The organism is Calothrix sp. NIES-2098 (assembly GCF_963875125.1).
Taxonomy (GTDB): domain Bacteria; phylum Cyanobacteriota; class Cyanobacteriia; order Cyanobacteriales; family Nostocaceae; genus Aulosira.
The window spans coordinates 791424-809650 of record NZ_CAWNKJ010000001.1 but is presented as its reverse complement, the minus strand read 5'-3'; the positions used below and the strand labels follow the sequence as shown (position 1 = coordinate 809650).

General features: G+C 43.3%; 14 protein-coding genes. 7 read left to right on the top strand and 7 right to left on the bottom strand.

All coding sequences use genetic code 11. From position 1 onward, the window contains the following. Positions 1–62: 62 nt before the first annotated feature. Positions 63–926, bottom strand: a complete 864-nt coding sequence (locus AACU33_RS03370; RefSeq protein WP_096587040.1) for a Tab2/Atab2 family RNA-binding protein — start codon at positions 924–926, stop codon at positions 63–65. Between the two features lie 58 nt (positions 927–984). Here AACU33_RS03370 and AACU33_RS03365 point away from each other — a divergent pair, with 58 nt between their 5' ends. Next, positions 985–1152, top strand: a complete 168-nt coding sequence (locus tag AACU33_RS03365; protein ID WP_339375729.1) for a hypothetical protein — start codon at positions 985–987, stop codon at positions 1150–1152. Positions 1153–1262: 110 nt separating this feature from the next. Next, the gene (locus AACU33_RS03360) at positions 1263–2126 is read left to right on the top strand and encodes a DUF6671 family protein (protein ID WP_096587039.1); all 864 of its coding nucleotides are present in this window, start codon (positions 1263–1265) and stop codon (positions 2124–2126) included. Positions 2127–2605: 479 nt separating this feature from the next. On the opposite strand, the gene AACU33_RS03355 is transcribed toward AACU33_RS03360, so the two are convergent. After that, a complete protein-coding gene (locus tag AACU33_RS03355) occupies positions 2606–3415 on the bottom strand; it encodes a PEP-CTERM sorting domain-containing protein (RefSeq protein ID WP_096587038.1) in 810 nt (269 codons plus the stop codon). 700 nt (positions 3416–4115) lie between these two features. Here AACU33_RS03355 and ung point away from each other — a divergent pair. Next, positions 4116–4799 (top strand): uracil-DNA glycosylase, encoded by a 684-nt coding sequence (ung, locus tag AACU33_RS03350; RefSeq protein ID WP_096587037.1) that lies wholly within the window; start codon positions 4116–4118, stop codon positions 4797–4799. On the opposite strand, the gene AACU33_RS03345 is transcribed toward ung, so the two are convergent. From AACU33_RS03345 to AACU33_RS03335, 3 genes are all read right to left on the bottom strand, one after another. Then, complete coding sequence (locus AACU33_RS03345) at positions 4796–5224, bottom strand: hypothetical protein (RefSeq protein ID WP_096587036.1); 429 nt, start codon at positions 5222–5224, stop codon at positions 4796–4798. The two genes, ung and AACU33_RS03345, sit on opposite strands and share 4 nt — an antisense overlap. 204 nt (positions 5225–5428) lie before the next feature. Further along, positions 5429–5575 (bottom strand): hypothetical protein, encoded by a 147-nt coding sequence (locus AACU33_RS03340; RefSeq protein WP_339375728.1) that lies wholly within the window; start codon positions 5573–5575, stop codon positions 5429–5431. Continuing rightward, on the bottom strand, positions 5569–7647 hold the full coding sequence (locus AACU33_RS03335; protein WP_096587035.1) for a serine/threonine protein kinase: 2079 nt from the start codon (positions 7645–7647) through the stop codon (positions 5569–5571). Before AACU33_RS03335 ends, AACU33_RS03340 begins: the two co-directional genes overlap by 7 nt. 595 nt (positions 7648–8242) lie before the next feature. Here AACU33_RS03335 and AACU33_RS03330 point away from each other — a divergent pair. Continuing rightward, entirely contained in the window at positions 8243–9514 is a 1272-nt protein-coding gene (locus tag AACU33_RS03330) for a DUF4255 domain-containing protein (protein WP_096587034.1), read from the top strand. After that, complete coding sequence (locus tag AACU33_RS03325; RefSeq protein WP_096587033.1) at positions 9511–11505, top strand: ATP-binding protein; 1995 nt, start codon at positions 9511–9513, stop codon at positions 11503–11505. Before AACU33_RS03330 ends, AACU33_RS03325 begins: the two co-directional genes overlap by 4 nt. Before the next feature lie 146 nt (positions 11506–11651). On the opposite strand, the gene AACU33_RS03320 is transcribed toward AACU33_RS03325, so the two are convergent. Continuing rightward, positions 11652–12272 carry a transposase gene (locus AACU33_RS03320; protein WP_096587032.1) on the bottom strand — a complete coding sequence of 207 codons (621 nt, stop codon included), beginning with the start codon at positions 12270–12272 and terminating at the stop codon, positions 11652–11654. 326 nt (positions 12273–12598) lie between these two features. On the opposite strand from AACU33_RS03320, the gene AACU33_RS03315 reads away from it, so the two are divergent. Further along, a complete protein-coding gene (locus AACU33_RS03315; RefSeq protein WP_339375727.1) occupies positions 12599–12907 on the top strand; it encodes a hypothetical protein in 309 nt (102 codons plus the stop codon). A 139-nt stretch (positions 12908–13046) separates the two neighbouring features. Here the strand turns inward: AACU33_RS03315 and AACU33_RS03310 are convergent, their stop codons facing one another. Beyond that, positions 13047–17483: a nitric oxide synthase oxygenase gene (locus tag AACU33_RS03310; protein ID WP_096587030.1), complete on the bottom strand. Its 4437-nt coding sequence runs from the start codon at positions 17481–17483 to the stop codon at positions 13047–13049. A gap of 411 nt (positions 17484–17894) precedes the next feature. Between AACU33_RS03310 and AACU33_RS03305 the strand changes: the two genes are divergently transcribed. Then, positions 17895–18203 (top strand): hypothetical protein, encoded by a 309-nt coding sequence (locus AACU33_RS03305; RefSeq protein WP_096587029.1) that lies wholly within the window; start codon positions 17895–17897, stop codon positions 18201–18203. The last annotated feature ends 24 nt before the right edge of the window (positions 18204–18227 follow it).

Genomic DNA, 18227 nt, shown 5'->3' with positions numbered 1-18227 from the left:
AAGGTGCTTCTTACCCTTGCCGTTGATCCTCATACCGATTCCCCCACTACTCTGCCAATACTTTACGGCAGATTGACCTCTTGCAACAGCCAAAATCCAGCAAAAGATTCTGCTTGAGGATCGGACTGTACGCCGATAAAATGCACTCCATTAGCTTTTTGCTTGGCTGCTTCAAAACCTTTGGCTTCAGCTAAAGTTTGAGGGTTTTTGATATTGGCCAAAATCCAGCTTTCTGTCACACCAGTTTCTAACAGTAATCTTGCACCAACACTCGTGTCAAATTTTAAGTAAGCTAAATCTAAACCAGACATCCAGCCTGCGATCGGCAAGGCTCTAGGTGAGAAGATCAAAACACCAGGAATGCGGGTTTCAAGCGATACTTGCACCAAGTCTAGAGGAAAAGCTTCACCAAAACCAATTTCCCACTCTGGCATATCCATCAATTCTGAAGCTTCTAGGGAAACAAATACCCATTTATTTCCTTCTAAAGCATCTGGTAAACGTTGAGGCAAAGGATTTTCCAAGCGCACTGAAGGATTAGTTACCGCTTGATAGCCTGGTTCCTGAGGATAAACTTCCTCCATTCGCTGTTGTAGCCATTGGTTCATCACTAAAGTATGACGGCTAGCTTGAGCAGGAATCCCTACATCTTGGCAGGCTTTAGTAATCATATTATTCATTTGGCGGCGGAAAAAGCGGATTTTGATTGGCGCTTCTTGTGCTTGGTCAATGGCTTCTTGTAACGCCGTCCGCAACCAACCTGAATTTACTTGAGTACTGGGGCAATATTTAGCATAGCGAAACAAAGAATCTGTTTTCGCGCGGACATCCAACGGACTTTCGCAGACTAAGACTTCCCAAACTTTTTTTTGGTTTTCGTCCAGAATCGGACGGGAGTAAAAATCGAGTTCCCAAATACTGCCCATGTTTTACGGTAAAAATCTGCCTGTTAATATGTTCCTATTCTTTTCGATCATACGAGGGTTGGGGCAGCAACGGGCCGCGATCGGCAGAAGTAGTGAAAATCCAACTGGAGTTCCCGATTCTGGTAAAAAAAGTTCTCACCTTCTGAGTATGCGAGAACCTAGAGAGCGATCGCTCTCTCAATTATTATCCCTAGAAGTAAGTCCTCCGTTACAATCAGTTCTTTAACTGAACTATATTGATTGCGTTTTCAAGGTGTTCATCGATAATGAAAGTTTGGAATTAAGCTGTACGACAAACTCATCTTGCTGAAACTAAACACAGGAGGTAAGCTCGCGATGAAAGATCGGCAATTATTTAGTAATCGTGTAGCAGTACTGGCGACGATGCACCAAAAACAGAGAGTTATTGCCCCAGTCTTGGAGCCGGAGCTAGGTATTAAAGTTATAGTACCGCAGGATTTTAATACTGATATATTCGGTACATTTACTAGAGAGGTAGCACGTCCTGGAACTCAAATTGCAGCAGCTAAATTAAAAGCGACAAAAGCAATGGAACTAACAGGAGAAAATTTATCTCTTGCCAGTGAAGGTAGCTTTGCACCTCATCCATCTCTACCATATATTTATTCAAATCGAGAAATAGTCATTTTATTAGACCGAGAAAACGACCTAGAAATTATTGGTGAAGAACTGTCTCTAGAAACTAATTTTAACCATCAGGTCGTGGAGAATATTCAACAAGCTGATGATTTTGCGAGAAAAGTTGGTTTTCCAGAACATGGGTTAGTTGTCAGTTTTCATCCAATAGGTAAAGATAACCATGAGATATTTAAAGGTATTAATACTGAAGAAAAATTTTTAGTAGCTTTGAATTTGGCGTTTAGTAATTCAGCAGATGGCAAAGCGCATCTTGAAACCGATATGCGCGCACTTTACAATCCCACACGAATGAAAAATATCGCCAAAGCTACCTATAACTTGTTAAGCAAGATTAAAAGCCAGTGTCCGCAATGTTATATGCCTGGTTTTGAAATTAAAGAAAGAATCAGAGGATTACCTTGCGCAATTTGTGCTTCGCCTACTACTTTGGTTCATTCTGTAATTTATGAATGTCAAAAATGTGGTTGCAGCCAAAAAAAATTATTTCCTGATGGTATAGAGTTTGCCGATCCTGGCCAATGTATGTACTGCAATCCCTAACAAGCTGTAACCCTGAAAATTAACTAGACAACTTTCATAAAAAAGCCCCCTTGCCATTGACAAACAAGAGGGTAACAGTATGGTGTGAGGAGCAAACTCAATGTTTGCTTGATATTAGTCTAACAAGTAAATGTGGCAATTACATAAAAATAATATGAAAATCATGCGATCGCTGTATGAATGTACGTAGGTTGAATATATTTTTGCTGAAATTTTATCGATGTAAATTTTATATTTGGCAACTTACCCTAAATATGGTGACATTGCCAGTCAAAAGACGCGATCGCAATCTTTTTGGGATTGCTACTCTCCGAATTTTTATGTAGAGGAAGCCCAACGGCGAACTCTACAGTAACAGCAACGCTTATTTAAACGGACGCGATATTATTGATTGCTTATAAATAGTGCTTGCAAAGCCCAACAGCAGCTAAAAAGACTAGTAGATGCATTGGCAATTGAAATTTCCTACTCTTGTTAAATTATTCATGCTCTAGCTTCTGCTTGCGTTTAATCCACAATCCCATCAAACCAGCAACCAGCATCCCACCACAAGATAGCGGTTCGGGAACTTGAACAGTCACTTGATTAAATTTTGATTCTCTAATACTTAAAACAGTATCTTCAGTAAAAGTTCTAGAATAAGTACCTCTAAAAATAGCAGATGCATATTCTTGCATTCCACCAAAATTCCGATCGAAAATCGTAGAATTTGGGTCAAAGGTTAGACTTGCACTACTGTAACCATTTAAAAAATCATTATTATCAACAGTTGATATATTTCCGAATAGATAAAGGTAGTCTAATACCTCTCCATTAGCTTGATTCACTACTTCAAATTTGATATTTCCATTAGCATTAGCAGTTTCGTGTGGCGAACTATCTATTGATGTTAGTAAATTAAGTACTCCATCAAAATCGAAAGAAAAAGTGGTATCTTTAGCAATTTTGAAGTTATAAAGTCCAATTTCAGCCAAGCTTTTTGCTGTACCAAAATAGTTGCCGGATTCGCCTGTTGCAGAGCTATCAGAATTATTAAAAGCACTAGTGGAATTAGCAAAAGCAGTTGGTACAGCCGTGGCCATTACTTTACCACCTGTTGAAGATACATAAGTATCAGCATCAGCATTAGTATAATTTGCGATATCTGGGCTGTTATAGCTAAAGTTACCAACGAAAAATGCTGCATTCGATGCAGCTAGAGTAGCAGCTTGAGAAGGTTTGGAACCGAAAGTAGCCAAACTCAGAACTAGGCCTGCGGTCACAACGACCCTTTTTTTAGTTGTCAACATAGGTTTTACTTCAAGTTAATGTACCTTGAACAAGAATCTGAATATATTTACAGCCATCACTGCTAAAAATCCCTAAAGATTTTGTAAATTAATCGCGAAGTTTCCTGTAGACAGCGTTGTAACTGCGCCTAATCAAGATGTCTCTAAATAGATATAAACAGAGAATAATTGGGCGATCGCATCATCTGAAGATAAATCGATGCTGGCCAGCAAAGCCGATTCAGTGTGATGTCAATGATGCAAAGTGGTAAATCATAGAACAGACATTCACGATTTGCTTGAGATGAAAACTGCTGCTAAAACTTCATTTATTCGCTTGATAGGCATTTACAAAAATCGTCTAAAATACCCTCCAAAATTAAAATTACTAAATTTATATTTCTCAACACTACAATTTGATTCAAATAGCTTATTTGAAAACAAGACATTATTTCAGGATTCTTACATACAAAATTAGTAAAAGAATCTCAAAATATTAAAAAAGGTAAACTCTTCAGAAATTAAGTAAGTAATAGCTTAGTGTTTTAAACAAACTTTATTTTTATTTGGTATGTATTCGGAGAATTTCATCTATTTATAACTTAAAACAGCCTTGAATATAGCCAAAATGCCTAATGTTAGCTAAAACTTCATAGTTATGAGGTATTTTTATGAAATTGTTATAATTATCGATTACATACTTAAGTAGAGGCAAAAAATTTTGATACTCAGCAAACTTTCTCCTAGTTGGCAAACAGTACTGTTGGAAGAGTTTAACAAACCATACTTTAGTAAGCTTCAAAGTTTTTTAGTAGAAGAACGCCAAGCACACACTGTATATCCACCTGAAGAAGATATATTTTCCGCTTTTGAATTGACACCTTACGAAAAAGTAAATGTCCTGTTACTTGGTCAAGATCCTTACCACGATGAGAACCAAGCGCATGGATTATGCTTTTCTGTCAAGCCTGGTATCAAGCCGCCTCCATCCCTGAGTAATATCTTTAAAGAACTCCAAAATGATGTTGGGTTTAATATCCCGAATCATGGCTATTTAGCATCATGGGCGAAACAAGGGATTTTGATGCTAAATGCAGTGCTAACTGTTAGGGCACACACACCTAATTCTCACAAAAATCAAGGTTGGGAAACTTTCACCGATGCGGTAATTAGCAAAGTCAATCAAAAGCCAGATCCTGTGGTTTTTGTATTGTGGGGTGGATATGCACAGAAGAAGCTGAAATTGATAGATACAACGCGACATCAAGCGATCAAATCAGCGCATCCTTCACCACTTTCTGCACGTAATGGCTTTTTTGGTAGCAAACCTTTCTCAGCTATCAACTCAGCCTTGCGTTCTGTTGGTAAACCAGAGATTGATTGGCAACTTCTTGATTTTGATTAGCCGCCTTGACTAAATTCTCCAGTAACTAGTAGCCAAATTCTTGATGGGAAATAACCCTGTACGGGATTTTTCTGAAGTGATTTTGCCAAAATTGCTCCTAATAGCCCTCGACGAACTTCCGAATCTGTCACACCTGATATTGCTTGCGCTCTAGAAAAATTAATAATTGCTGTATCATAATCATCTTGATTTGCAGCAGCCTTAATTGCTATGCGCATCAATCGGGCATACTCTAAACCATAGTTGGGGTTAATCCACAGCCCATTGGGAATACAATCTCCTGAGAATAAATTACCTGGTTTACCAGTTATTTGACTGATGCATTTGGTATCATCTTTGGCAGCGAAAACTGGAAGATTAATTGCGGTGAAAGTAGTAATAGCAGCTACTATTCCTACTAAACCCTGATTGAATAGTTGTCTCACCTAATATTTAGTTAAATTTGGATTTAGTGTTTTTAGAAAATAATTTTTGTTTTAAAGGTAGTCCTCATACCAAGTTGCAATCAAAGATAGTATCTGAGATTGCTTCCCTACGGTCGCAATCTCATTAATTTTGATGTACTACAACAGACTGCAACTTAGTATCAATTTTGGTTTTAAATCGTCTAGATTTTACACCAGTTTGCTCTATTCTGGAAACCAGAGTATGCGACTGGCTCCAAATAAATTATTTGCTAGGAACATTCCTACCCAGATGTTGTATTGTTTTTTCAAACTGATATTACATTTATCGGGCTGGCTGTAAACTACAGAAGAAACTTTTTGACTCACCATACATGGTTGAATTTCTGCCAAGTTTTCCGATCGCTTTCTTTATTGGGTTGAAAGTGCGGATATAAATAAACGATCGCTGTTAAGGAAAATGCGATCGCCAACAATATCCCGATCGTTCGCCAGAAATTTTTTGGCAGTTTCTCAAGGGTTTGTTTATTTGTCCTAGGTTGAAAAATCGTGCTACCATCCCGTGCTGTTTGTCCGGGGCGGGGTTGATAGATTGTTCCACCATCTGGTGTTGGTTGACCAGCTTGTCCAGATGGACGGGGTTGATAGATTGTTCCGCCATCTGGCGTTGGTTGTCCAGCTTGTCCAGATACAGGACGAGGTTGATAGATTGTCCCGCCATCGGGTGTAGGTTGGGGTGTGGGGCGTGGTTGGAATAATGTCCCCTCTGATGCGGCTTGTTCGCCTTGGCCGGATGCAGGGCGAGTTTGAAAAATTGTCCCTTCTGGGCTGAATTCAGGATTATTCGCAACTAAATTTTGATTAGTTTCTAGATTTGCTGCTGGCCGTGGTTGAAAAATCGTGCCGTCTGGTTGCTGTTGGGGAATAGGTTGCAGAGGTCGCGGTACTGTTTCCCCATCCGAACCTCGATCTGGCATGGGTTGGGGGCGAGGTATGGTTTCATCTTGTCCTTGCTGTTGAGGAATAGGTTGTAGAGGTCGCGGTACTGTTTCCCCATGTGAACCTTGATGTTGTCCAGGCCGTGGTTGAAAAATTGTGCCTTCTGGTTGGCTTTGCTCAATTGGTGTCAGGGGTCGCGGTGTGGTTTCTTGGTCTGAACCTTGCCGATATAAGGGTTGAGGACGAGGTATGGTTTCATTTTCCCCTTGACTGTACTCAATCGGTGTCAGGGGTCGCGGTGTAGTTTCTTGGTCTGAACCTTGATGATACAAAGGTTGGGGACGAAGAATCGTATCTTCTTCCCCTTGGCTTGGCTCAACAGGGGTCAACGGTCGGGGTATGGTTTCTCCACGATGCAGAGGCTGAGATGGAGGTATGGTGTCCTCAAGTTGGCTCTGCTCAATCGCTGTTAACGGTCGGGGTATGGTATCAAAATTCCTAGCAGGTCTGGGTACTGTGGGATGGAGCGCGATCGCTTCTTCATCCTCAACGCTAAAATTAAGAGCAATTGGTTTAGCGGCAGACTGCAAAGCTCGATCCAGTTCTTCTACACTGGCAAAACGGTTATTGGGATTCTTTTGCAAGCATTTGAGCACCACAGCCTCTAGTTGCTCGGACAAATATTCACATCCAGGTTGCGATCGCAATGGTTTCGGCGGTTCATAGGCATGGGCTAATACCCAAGAGGCTTCGCTGATATTATGAGCTTTAACGCCTAAACCAAAAGGATCTACTCCACTCAGCATTTCGTAGAGAATCAGTCCCAAGCTGTAAATATCTGCCCTGGCGTCTAGGTTTTTATCGCTTTGAATTTGCTCTGGTGCGGCGTAGCGAAATGTGCCAATAAATGTATTAGTAATATTAGTTTGTTCTGAAGATTCATGGCGGATTTTTGCCACACCAAAATCCAAAATCTTTACCCATTCTCCCAAATCCGTCGGCACTAGAAATATATTGTCTGGTTTGAGGTCGCGATGGATTACCTGAATATGCTCAGTGCTTTTACCACCATCTCGTTGTAAAGTTACTCCTTGATGTGCTAGCTGCAAACCTTTACAAACTTGAGCGATAATACCTACAGTGCGCTCTACGGATAACCGCTTTTCACGCAGTAGTAATTGCCTCAGTGTTTGCCCGCGCAGATATTCCATTACGTAAAATGGAAATCCTTCTTCTGTGACGCCACAATCACTGATTTTAACGATGTGGTCGCTTTGCAAAGCCGCACACACTGCTATCTCCCTCTCAAAGCGCTTTCGCATCTCTTTTGAGGGTACTAGCGTATCTTTCAATAACTTTAATGCTACCTGCTGACCTACACGGGTATCCATTGCTAGGAAGACTTCACCCATGCCACCACCAGCTAACCGTTTGTCTAAACGGTATCGCTGATTATCACCTATAAAGCGCCCATTCCAAGAATTTGAAGATGGTGGGGATGTCATCTGCTAGAACCCATCCTAGTTACTTTAAAGTTTGACCTTGCAACAAAAATATATATTACTTAAGTGGCAATTTTTTTTGCCTAATTATATTTAGGTAATAGTAATTTTTATTACTTGTGTTTATTAATTTATTTACATTCAGCTTAACATATTAATAAGTTTAACCAATGCTGGGCATTTAATACAAATGCTTAATAAAAGCTTAAAGGCACGACTTAGGGTAGTGTCAATTTGTTCCGAATGTTAAATTTATCGTGAATTCGAGCGCAGCTTTGTTAGCTTAATTAGGAGCTATTGGCCATATACCTGAATTTATTGACCGACTCGACACATCAAAGTTTCATTCTTTGATACACAAACTTAGGGAAAACCCGTAAACCCCGATTTAGCGAGCAATACCTAACTATTTGGACTCCAAAAAATCAGCTATGAATGCTCTAGCAAAGGTGCATTTTACTCAAGGTTTTATTGAATGTATCAATAGATAGTTGACAAAATTAACTAGTTTGCTTGTATAAGTTTTATCTAGAATTACCGCGAAGCAGAATGTTTTGAGAATTTCGTCCGATCGGTGCTAGTAGCGTGAGGAATCAGAATGAGTAATGCACTCTCGATAGCCGCTGTGACAGCAGTGCTGAAAGACTTGCTGGAAAATGGTCTAGTCAGTGACTCGATTACTGCAAGTGTTGGTGATGTAATTGTGACTGCTTTACCACCAGATCTAATTACAGTGGGAACTGATGAGCGCGCTCAACTCAATTTATTTCTCTATCAGGTGACGCAAAATCGTAATGTTGATTGGGTATCTCAAGAATTTCGCAGTAAGAATTTACGTATAAATAAAAACCCACGCTCTGCAAATCCGCCACTAGCTTTAGACTTGCATTACTTACTGACAGCTTACGGAGCAAAAGATTTTCAGGCAGAACTGTTATTAGGGTATGCAATGCAATTGTTGCATCGCACGCCTGCGATCGCAACTAGCGCCATTGAAAATGCATTGAGGAACGCAGCTACACGCAGTACTGCTAATGTTTTTGCTCAGGCTTTAGTTGGTATTTCTGTCTCTGATTTAGCCGAACAAATTGGGCAAATTAAACTTTCGCCAGAGTTCTTTAACATGGAAGACACTTCTAAACTCTGGTCTGCGCTACAAACTCATTATCGCCCCTCGGCTAGCTATCAAGCATCAATGGTCTTGATTGAGAGCGATGACACTCAAAAAGCTGAGGGGTTATGTATGATGTCCTTGTCGCAACCAAGTATTGAGCAAGTTCTCGCCCCCACGGAAACAGAGCAATTAATTGTTGTAGACAGTACTTTAGTAATTCGCGGTAAGCGATTACGGGGGGAGATTACCAGAATTAGAGTAGACAATACAGAGAAATTGCTAGTCCCAGAAGATGTGAAAGACACACAAATTAGTCTGCTAGTACCGCCAGATTTATATGCAGGTGTCCAGGGCGTGCAAGTTGTCCACCTGAAAATGGGCGATGCTGGACAAAAGCAGCAAATTGAATCGAATGTTGCGCCTTTTGTCCTGCATCCCAAAATCGTAGCAGCGATCGCGCAAGTAGAGAAAAGTGGTGAGAATTTACGCTCAGGTGCAATTACGGTGAAATTTCAGCCGAAAGTTGGCAAGACGCAACGAGTAGTTTTACTACTGAATGAAATCTCTAATAAAAGTCCTGTTATCTACACTTTTCCTGTATCAGTAGACAATGAAGACACCGATGCGATAACAATTCCAATCGACAATATCAAGCCAGGAACTTACCTTGTCAGGGTGCGAGTAGATGGGGCGGAAAGTCCCTGCAATATGAATCAAGCTGGAGAATACGATGCACCACAGGTAATAATTACATGAATACTCAAACAATAATTAATAATTGGCACGATGCCAACCAGCGTTATTTATCAGCAGCTTTAGCCGTAGTCCGTGGTGCTTTAGAACGTTATACAACAACTTCGCCACAGCCGAATGAACTAGAAAATCAGGAAAATGCGCGACAGCAAGCTTTAAAAGAAGCAGCTGCGGCTATGCCTACACCATCGGCATTAGATAATCTCTGCCGGATGTTTAGTCTCTCAGGCTTTGAGCGCAACTTGTTGCTATTATGTGCAGCGATGGAATTGAGTGGAGATTTTGCACGGTTATGTGCGATCGCTCAAGGTGATGCACAACGAGCTTATCCTACTTTAAGTTTAGCTTTAGCTGCGTTACCTAACGTTCATTGGGATGCGATCGCTCCTAATGCACCTTTACGTCGTTGGCGATTAATTCAAGTTGGGGAAGCTCATGCTTTAACCCTCAGTCCGTTGAGAATTGACGAACGGATTTTACATTATTTAGTTGGGATTCAATATCTTGACGAACGGCTGGCGGGTATTATCGAGCCATTATCAGGTGGTGGGGATTTAGTACCATCACACCAAGCTTTAGCAGAGCGAGTTACAGCAGTTTGGCAGCAAACTTATAAAGGAAATAATTTACCCATCGTTCAGTTGTGTGGCAACGAAACTAGTAGCAAACGCGCCATTGCAGCTACAATTTGTCAACTGCAAAATTTACATCTGTGGGTAATGCCTGCACAAGTCATTCCCTTATTACCAGGGGAATTAGATAACCTGATTCGCCTGTGGACGCGGGAGACAATTTTAAGTAAAAGTGCTTTACTGATAGACTGCGACGAACTCGATACTAATGATGCTACCCGAATAAATGCGATCGCTCATTTTATCGAACGCACAAATGGCTTTTTATTCATCAGCAGTCGGGAAAGAATGCGTTTGCCACAACGCTTGGTAGTAAGTTTTGACGTGCAGCAACCCACAGCTAGAGAACAAGGAGCAGTTTGGCAAGAAGCCTTATCGGAAATTGCACCCCAACTCAACGGACAAGTCAAAATTTTAGTAGATCAGTTTAACCTCAGTCCTGCAACTATTCATGCAGCCTGTGCAGAAGCCGCCGGACAATTAGCACAGCCACAATCAAACAACCTCACTGATATTTTATGGGATGCTTGCCGCTTACAAGCACGACCGCGCTTAGATGAGCTAGCACAATGGATTGAGCCTGCTGCTGACTGGGAAGACTTGGTATTACCAGACAACCAGAAAGATATTCTCCGCGATCTTGCGGCTCATGTTCGGCAGCGAAGTACTGTATATAACACCTGGGGATTTGCTGCTAAAAGTGCGCGGGGTTTGGGAATTAGCGCTTTATTTGCAGGTGCTAGCGGTACGGGGAAAACCTTAGCAGCGGAAGTACTAGCAAATAAATTGCGTCTTGACTTGTATCGCATTGATTTATCATCGGTGGTGAGTAAGTATATTGGCGAAACAGAGAAAAATCTGCGTCGGGTGTTTGATGCTGCCGAGCAAGGCGGAGTAATTTTATTATTTGATGAAGCTGATGCCTTATTTGGCAAACGTAGCGAAGTTAAAGATGCGCGCGATCGCTATGCCAACATCGAGGTAAGCTACTTATTGCAACGGATGGAATCTTATCCCGGTTTGGCACTGTTAACAACTAACCTGAAAAGTGCCATTGATACCGCTTTCCTGCGCCGCATTCGCTTTGTCGTGCAGTTCCCCTTCCCCGATGCAGCGCAACGAGCCGAGATTTGGCGGCGGATTTTCCCACCCAACACGCCAACAGCCGACTTGGATGTAGTAAAACTGGCACGCCTCAACGTAGCTGGAGGTAATATTCGGAACATTGCCTTAAATGCAGCATTTTTAGCGGCTGATGCTGGGGAAGCTGTGCAGATGAAGCACGTATTACGAGCAGCGCAGACAGAATACGGCAAGTTAGAGAAGCCGCTAACAGAAGCAGAAATTGGCGGGTGGAGTTGATTTCAGAAATATCAACACTAAATGATTACACAGGTAAGGGCACGGCACCGATAAAATGTCGGTTTTCCCGAAAGTCTGTGGATGCCGTGCCCCTACGACGTATTGCATCTCAGCTTAACTGAACTGTATTGTTCCATAATGTGGGTTTAAAAATATAAACCTAAATCTAATTGTTCGTATGGGTGATGCGAAGGGTTTTCTTCGTCCTCTGCCCACTGCAAAGGATTATTGATAATATATTGGCGAACATTATCCAATCCATCTTCGCGGATAATCCTTTCGTAATAATCGCGTTGCCAAACGGGGGGATATGGAGTTTTTCGCATTAGGTTAATTCGTTTAGTGACAGCAGATTTAAAAGAACGAATAACTGTAGGAATAGAACCAGAAACAGGTTTACCAAATTGTTCTGTTTTACGAATATTTGTATTCTGTAGGGGCACGGCATCAGTAAAGTTTTCAACTGATGGAAAGGATTGTGGTTGCCGTGCCCCAGAATCAGTGATGATGAGAATACCATGCACATGATTTGGCATGACCACAAAAGCATCTAATTGAATGTGAGAAAACCGACGCGGAAGAGCCTGCCAAAAGTGGTGAACAATTATTCCCAATTGATTATGTAGTATTTCCCCATTAATTACATCGCCAAACCAACATTGCTTTTTATACGTACAAATTGTTGTGAAATATGCAGCGATTTGAGTATAGTCATATCCTGGTAAACGAATAGAACGACGATGATGTTGTTTGGGGTTATATGGCATCCCAATTATATTAAATAATAGTCGCTAATTATATGTATATTATATTGTCAGATAAAATATCTGGTAGGTAAGGGCACGGCATTAACAATATTTTGGACAAGCATTTAATCCACTCATGCCGTGCCCCTACAGTAAAATCGAAATGTTTTGCGATCGCACTTATTCATCTCTAGAGTAAACACAGCATACTCAGTCTACTTGAGTAGACTTGAGCTATTAGCCCGCAATTTATTGCAGGGCGGGCTAATAACGAAGTGAATATGTGATGTATTTAGCTTCGGAAGTGAGCGACATCAGCAATTTACTTGGTTATTTGTGCTTTGAGCTTGAAACTTGAGCCTTTGAGGGTAAACGTTGCACCTTTGAGCCTGGCGGTTGCGGCTTTTATCCTCGAAGTTGCACCTTTGAGCCTGGCAATTGCGGTTTTTATCCTCGAAGTTGCGGCTTTTATCTCGAACATTGCAGTTTTTATCTTGAACTTTGCGGCTTTTATCCTCAACATTGCGGCTTTGATGCGGAAAATTGCGGCTTTTATCTTCAACGTTGCGCCTTTTTGCTTGAAAGCTGAGAAAATGAGCAAGAGCGATGCCTGCGGCGGGCTACGCCTACGCACTTTGATGGCGGCTGATGAGTGAATTAGCAACAGTGATGATGATGGGAAGGAAATTAAAACAGGCGATCGCCTGACACTTGACTATATTTAACTGTGCAAAATCAAAAGCCAGGAAACACAAAAGCGTTGTCTCCTGGCTGTTCTAGCTTAAATTGAATTGTTTATACCATCAATGCTTGACTTTCGTCTGCGGTGACTGATTCTTCACTAGTTTGTTTTACCCTTTCCAACCATTTCTCAGCTTTAGAGTAATTATCTTTTTGCACCTGTTGAATGGCTTGCTTGAAGTTGAGTTGCACGCCCCAAACGTCAGTATGGAAACGGTGTTCTTTCTTCATAGTGTCGAAGAATTCTACTGCTTCGATGTGCGAGAGGTTGCCAACGGTTTTGGCGATCGCCATAAATACTTCAAATACATCATCTGCCATCTTGGCATCACCACAGACGTAGTAATGACACTGCGGATGACTCAGCATTTGCCAAAGTTCTGTGGCTTTCTCTTGCATCAAGCCTTGAACGTACAGCTTTTTATCGGTGAGGCGGGAAAAGGCAACTTCTAACCCAGTTAACACGCCTTGGTTTTGCCAAGCGGTAAGTTGGGTTCCATACAGAAAGTCACTGTGATTGCGGCAGCCAAAGTAGAGACACGCCTCACCTAACGGTGTTCCCTGCTGTTGTAATGCTTCTCGATATTGTAAGAAAGCAATCAGCGGCGAAACACCTGTTCCCGGCCCCACCATCAGCATCGGGGCTTGAGAATCAGCAGGGGGACGGAAACCAGAGGTGCGGACTCCAATGCGCACTTGCGCTCCCGGTTGCATCCCAGCGAGATAGTTAGAGCAAAGCCCTTGGCGCACCTTGCCTGCATCGGTTTTGATTTGCAAAACTCCGACTGTGATTTGAATTTTTTGGGGATGCAGCAACGGACAGGAGGAAATGGAGTAGAGGCGCGGCTTTTGCTTGGGTAAAAGTTCTAGCAATGCTTCTAAGGTGACGGGTGCTGAGGGAAATTCATCAAACAAATCCGCAATACTCGTAAAGTTGTCGGTAATCGTTTTCTTGAGCGTGATGCTATCTGGATGCTCTTCACCTTGGTGCAAAATCTCTAGCCATATTTCTAAGCGCTGCTTTTCTTGCGGATTTTGCACTGCTGAATAAAGGTATGCTAGCAGGTCGTTAAATGGCTCCCGTAAAGACAAGTCGAGTTCTTCAGACAACAATTGCTGCACGGTTATGGGAACAGCAACAGGCGGTTGGTCATCGGTTACTGTGCCGTCGGGTGTAACATAGTTCGCGGTAAAGTAAGCGTTTGCAGAAGTGCCGATGCGCGTACAAAGGCGATCGACTAATTCCGGTGGATTGCAGGGGTAAACAGCAACGTGATCGCCCGTTTCGTACTGCAAGCCTGTATTCGCAATGTCGAACACGATATAACGAGTGGAACGACTGCCGGGAATGACTTCTTGCAGCAATTCATCATTGGCGACAACCGGGACAGGAAGACCGCGATCGCCTGTTGGTGCAGGTAGGGTTGGCAGATCTGCTTCATTGAGGTAGGTGACTGTGAGTTTGGGAGCCGTCATGCTGGCTGCATCCGCAGTTGTGGCATCTTCGCCCAACACTCGCGCAATCAAACCCAACCATTGTTTGAAGGTGTCTGCTTGACCCTTGATTTCATCGCCTTTATGCAGGGGTACAACACAGTTTGCACCTGCTTTTGCCAAAGCTTTATCTACAGCAATGCCAGCAGCACAGAAATGTTCGTAAACGGTGCTGCCGATGCCTAGGACGGAATAATTCAACCCATCGAGGGAACTGGCAGGCTGTTGTTTTAGCCATTGCAGGAATTGTTTGCCGTTACTCGGCATTTCCCCATTGCCAAAGGTAGAAGTGACAATCAGCAGCAACTTTTCATCAGCTAGGGTTTCAACTGTGTATTCATCGAGTGCCATGACTTTGGGACGGAAGCGCTGCAACTGTCGCGCAGCTTTCCGAGCAAAGCCTTCTGCTGTGCCAGTTTCCGAAGCATAAAGAATTAGAATCCGGTCTTGCTTATCGCCGTCTTCGTCAGCAACTGCGGTCAGTTTTTCTAACTCTATACCGTCTTCGACTGCCCAGCGATCGGCTGAGTGGTGGTAGGCAGGCTCTAGGTAGAAATCTCGCATTTGGTGATGCCAAACTGGACAAGTACTACCTCCGGTTGCGGGAACTACCCAACCCCAGTCGCCAGGACATTCTCTTCCGGCTTTCTTTTCGCGCAAGTCGTGAATCAAAAACTGACGAGAGGCGGTTTGGTGATCCACCATTGTCACCTTGGCTTTCTGGAACGAGTAGAGGATGGCAACGTTCAGCTTCAGCGCCACTTCATCGCGCCACAGCGTTTGCTCGGAACTGGTATCTAGCTTCAGGGCTTTGGCAATTTCCTCCATCTTGTTGTAGCGGTACTCATCGAGAAAGTCCCGCATGATTTCGGTATCCATGTACCAGCCGTTGAAGGGCATACAGCCGTAATGAATGCCGCCAATATGCACTGCGAAATTGCTAATGGCAGGAATCGCATACCAGCGCATTCCCAATTCTTTAAACTCTGGAATGGTGGGATGCTCAATCGGTACTTCCAGCACTTCCTCTGGTTGCCAGTGGTACATTTTCGGCTCCTGTCCGGGAACCTCAATCACCACAGGTAGAATGTCATATGCGGTGCGCGGTGCGGGCGGTTGCCAGCCAAACTGGATAATGGCATTGGTCAATTCTAGATTTGCCGGATCGCCTAAAATGCTGCCATCGGGTTGCTCGTAGGCGGCATAGCGGTAGAGTTGAGAATTCCAAAAGCGAGGGCCCCAGCGTTCTTTTGGCAGCCTGGGACGAAAGACCGTCATTGTAATCTGGAGATTACCGCCGTTGGTAGCAAACTTGACGTGTTCTTGGCATTCGCGGAACATTTCATCAGGGTCACTCACATGACGGCGATCGCGCACTACCATATTATTCCAGGCGATGCGCCCCACACATTTTGAAGCATTGCGCCACGCTACCTGAGTGCCATAGGCAAGTTCTTCATAGGTGTGGGTATAAGTTCCCGTCGCTTTGATTTCGTCACGGATTTCTTTCCAACGTCGCTCTTTGTCTTCTGGTTCCCATGCTTGTTCTGAGGAAATCAAATCGAGAAACTGCTTGGCTTTTTTCAGCAATCGCTCCTGATTGAGCATGGGCAATTTAATCACGTTGACGACGCGATCGAATAATATTTGCCACGCCTGCCGCAGTTCTGGGGTGAAGTTAGGCGAATATTTCTCGAACAATACAAACATGGTGTCCGAGACGGCTGGATAGGCGCAGGACGGTACATCTGCAAAACTGTGAACTTGTCCCAAAAACCGCAGTTCTTGCAGCATATTGTCGCTGCTGCCCGTCCGCAAACAGCGCACCAGAAATTCTACTGCCTGGAATAGATGGAGCGAGAGATAATCCATATCTGCTCGGCCAAAAATCGGCAGCACAAACGGATATTTCTCAAACAAAATCTGGTAGAACTCCATGCCCATCTGCTGCTTATTCTGGCTAAACACTTCCCAGCAATCTGCCATTTGTTGCAACATTTGGGGTGGCAAAGCATTCTCATAACGCTGCACCGCCTCCGCCATTGGCAGAATCACATAGGTATTGAAGAACTTGTAGAGGGCAGAGTTTGCGCCTTTATTCAGGTCTTCGCGATCGTATTCTTCCAGATAGGGAATCGACGGCAGCATCCACATCCAGACTTGCCGCGCTTTTAGCCAGTGCTGCGGACGCAGACCCATATCTGCAAATAACGCTCCATACTCCTCAACTGTATCGAAGCTGTCTCCTTTCTCCGGCGGCACTCCTGTTAATGGTTCAGCAATAATATTTTGAGTTTCGGGTTGCAGCTTGTGGATAGCACAATCAAACAACTCATAAAAAAAGTCGCTGACGCAGTCAATTGCTTCGCCAAACAAATACTCAAGCTCTGGTTCTTCTAATAACAACCGCTTGAAAAATTTCTCCATCTGCAACTCTTTCCAAGACCGCAGCTTGTTCCACACGTCTTTGACGATCACTTCTTCTTGGGGAGTCAGGGGTGTGGACTGAGGCAAATCCACCTCTGCTTTTTCTGCTGTATCTTGAGTCCGGCGACGCGAAATCGATTGCTTGCTGAAGACTGTTACTGTGCTACTACTGCCCTCATCAGCGCTTTCCGTGAGGCGTACTTTCAGCTTCAGTTGCGGCGCTTGTTCCCAGGTGTGAATTGGCAGTTCCAAATCGGCATTGCGATCGCCTTTCAAGTAATCCTGAGTAGCAAAGGTGACAGTTCCCGCATCCTGCCAGGGCTGAGTAATATCGCCTTCGCGGTAGCAAAGCGTCAGCGCGATCGTGCAGTCTCCTTTATTCTTCAACTCGACTAACCAGCTTGGCTGCATCCGAGCAAATAAATCCTTCTGCAACAAAGTTTCGCCTTGATGAGAGATAATTTGCACTCGGCACTTATACTTGTAGCGGCTAGAGACAGGAAAGTCGGTAGCAGAAACTTCGGTTAAGTGTATAATTCTTTCACGGCTGGAGGTTTGAAAATTAAGCATCTTAAAGTTTGGAAAGGAGCAGAGAAACCGGACAGTTGAGGATTACACTCAAAAAGTTATGATGTAATCTATCGCAAGATGTAATGTATCGCAATGACAACGAAAGTGGCAGATGCGCTCTATGTCTCTTAATATTTCTCAGCAGGTAAATCCCAAAGATGGCTGTCACCTGATATTTGCTTTTTGAATTGCTGTCAATCGTTCTCAGCTAGTGCAATTACATTGAGCAATACTGCGATCGCACTTATCCATCTCTAGAGTAAACACAGCATACTCAGTCTACTTGAGTAGACTTGAGCTATTAGCCCGCAATTTATTGCCAGGCGGGCTAACAACGTAGCAAATATGCGATGTATTTACCTTCAGAAGTGAACCAAATCAGCAATTTACTTGGTTATTTGTGCTTGAAGCTTGAAACTTGAACCTCTGAGAGCGAACGTTGCGCCTTTTAGCCTGGCGGTTGCACCTTTTATCCTCGAAGTTGCACCTTTGAGCCTGGAGATTGCGGCTTTTATCCTCGAAGTTGCAGCTTTTATCTCGAACATTGCAGCTTTTATCTTCAACGTTGCGTTTTTTATCCTCAACATTGCGGCTTTGATGCGGAAAATTGCGGCTTTTATCTTGAACGTTGCGGCTTTTTGCTTGAAAGCTGAGAAAATGAGTAAGAGCGATGCCTGCGGCGGGCTACGCCTACGCACTTTGATGGCGGTTGATGAGTGAATTAGCCACAATCATGGTGATGGG

Bases quoted from the DNA above. Each gene is read 5' to 3' on its own strand.
- AACU33_RS03370 (WP_096587040.1), bottom strand. From the start codon at position 926: ATGGGCAGTATTTGGGAACTCGATTTTTACTCCCGTCCGATTCTGGAC.
- AACU33_RS03360 (WP_096587039.1), top strand. From the start codon at position 1,263: ATGAAAGATCGGCAATTATTTAGTAATCGTGTAGCAGTACTGGCGACG.
- AACU33_RS03355 (WP_096587038.1), bottom strand. From the start codon at position 3,415: ATGTTGACAACTAAAAAAAGGGTCGTTGTGACCGCAGGCCTAGTTCTG.
- AACU33_RS03340 (WP_339375728.1), bottom strand. From the start codon at position 5,575: ATGGTGAGTCAAAAAGTTTCTTCTGTAGTTTACAGCCAGCCCGATAAA.
- AACU33_RS03335 (WP_096587035.1), bottom strand. From the start codon at position 7,647: ATGACATCCCCACCATCTTCAAATTCTTGGAATGGGCGCTTTATAGGT.
- AACU33_RS03330 (WP_096587034.1), top strand. From the start codon at position 8,243: ATGAGTAATGCACTCTCGATAGCCGCTGTGACAGCAGTGCTGAAAGAC.
- AACU33_RS03325 (WP_096587033.1), top strand. From the start codon at position 9,511: ATGAATACTCAAACAATAATTAATAATTGGCACGATGCCAACCAGCGT.
- AACU33_RS03320 (WP_096587032.1), bottom strand. From the start codon at position 12,272: ATGCCATATAACCCCAAACAACATCATCGTCGTTCTATTCGTTTACCA.
- AACU33_RS03310 (WP_096587030.1), bottom strand. From the start codon at position 17,483: ATGCTTAATTTTCAAACCTCCAGCCGTGAAAGAATTATACACTTAACC.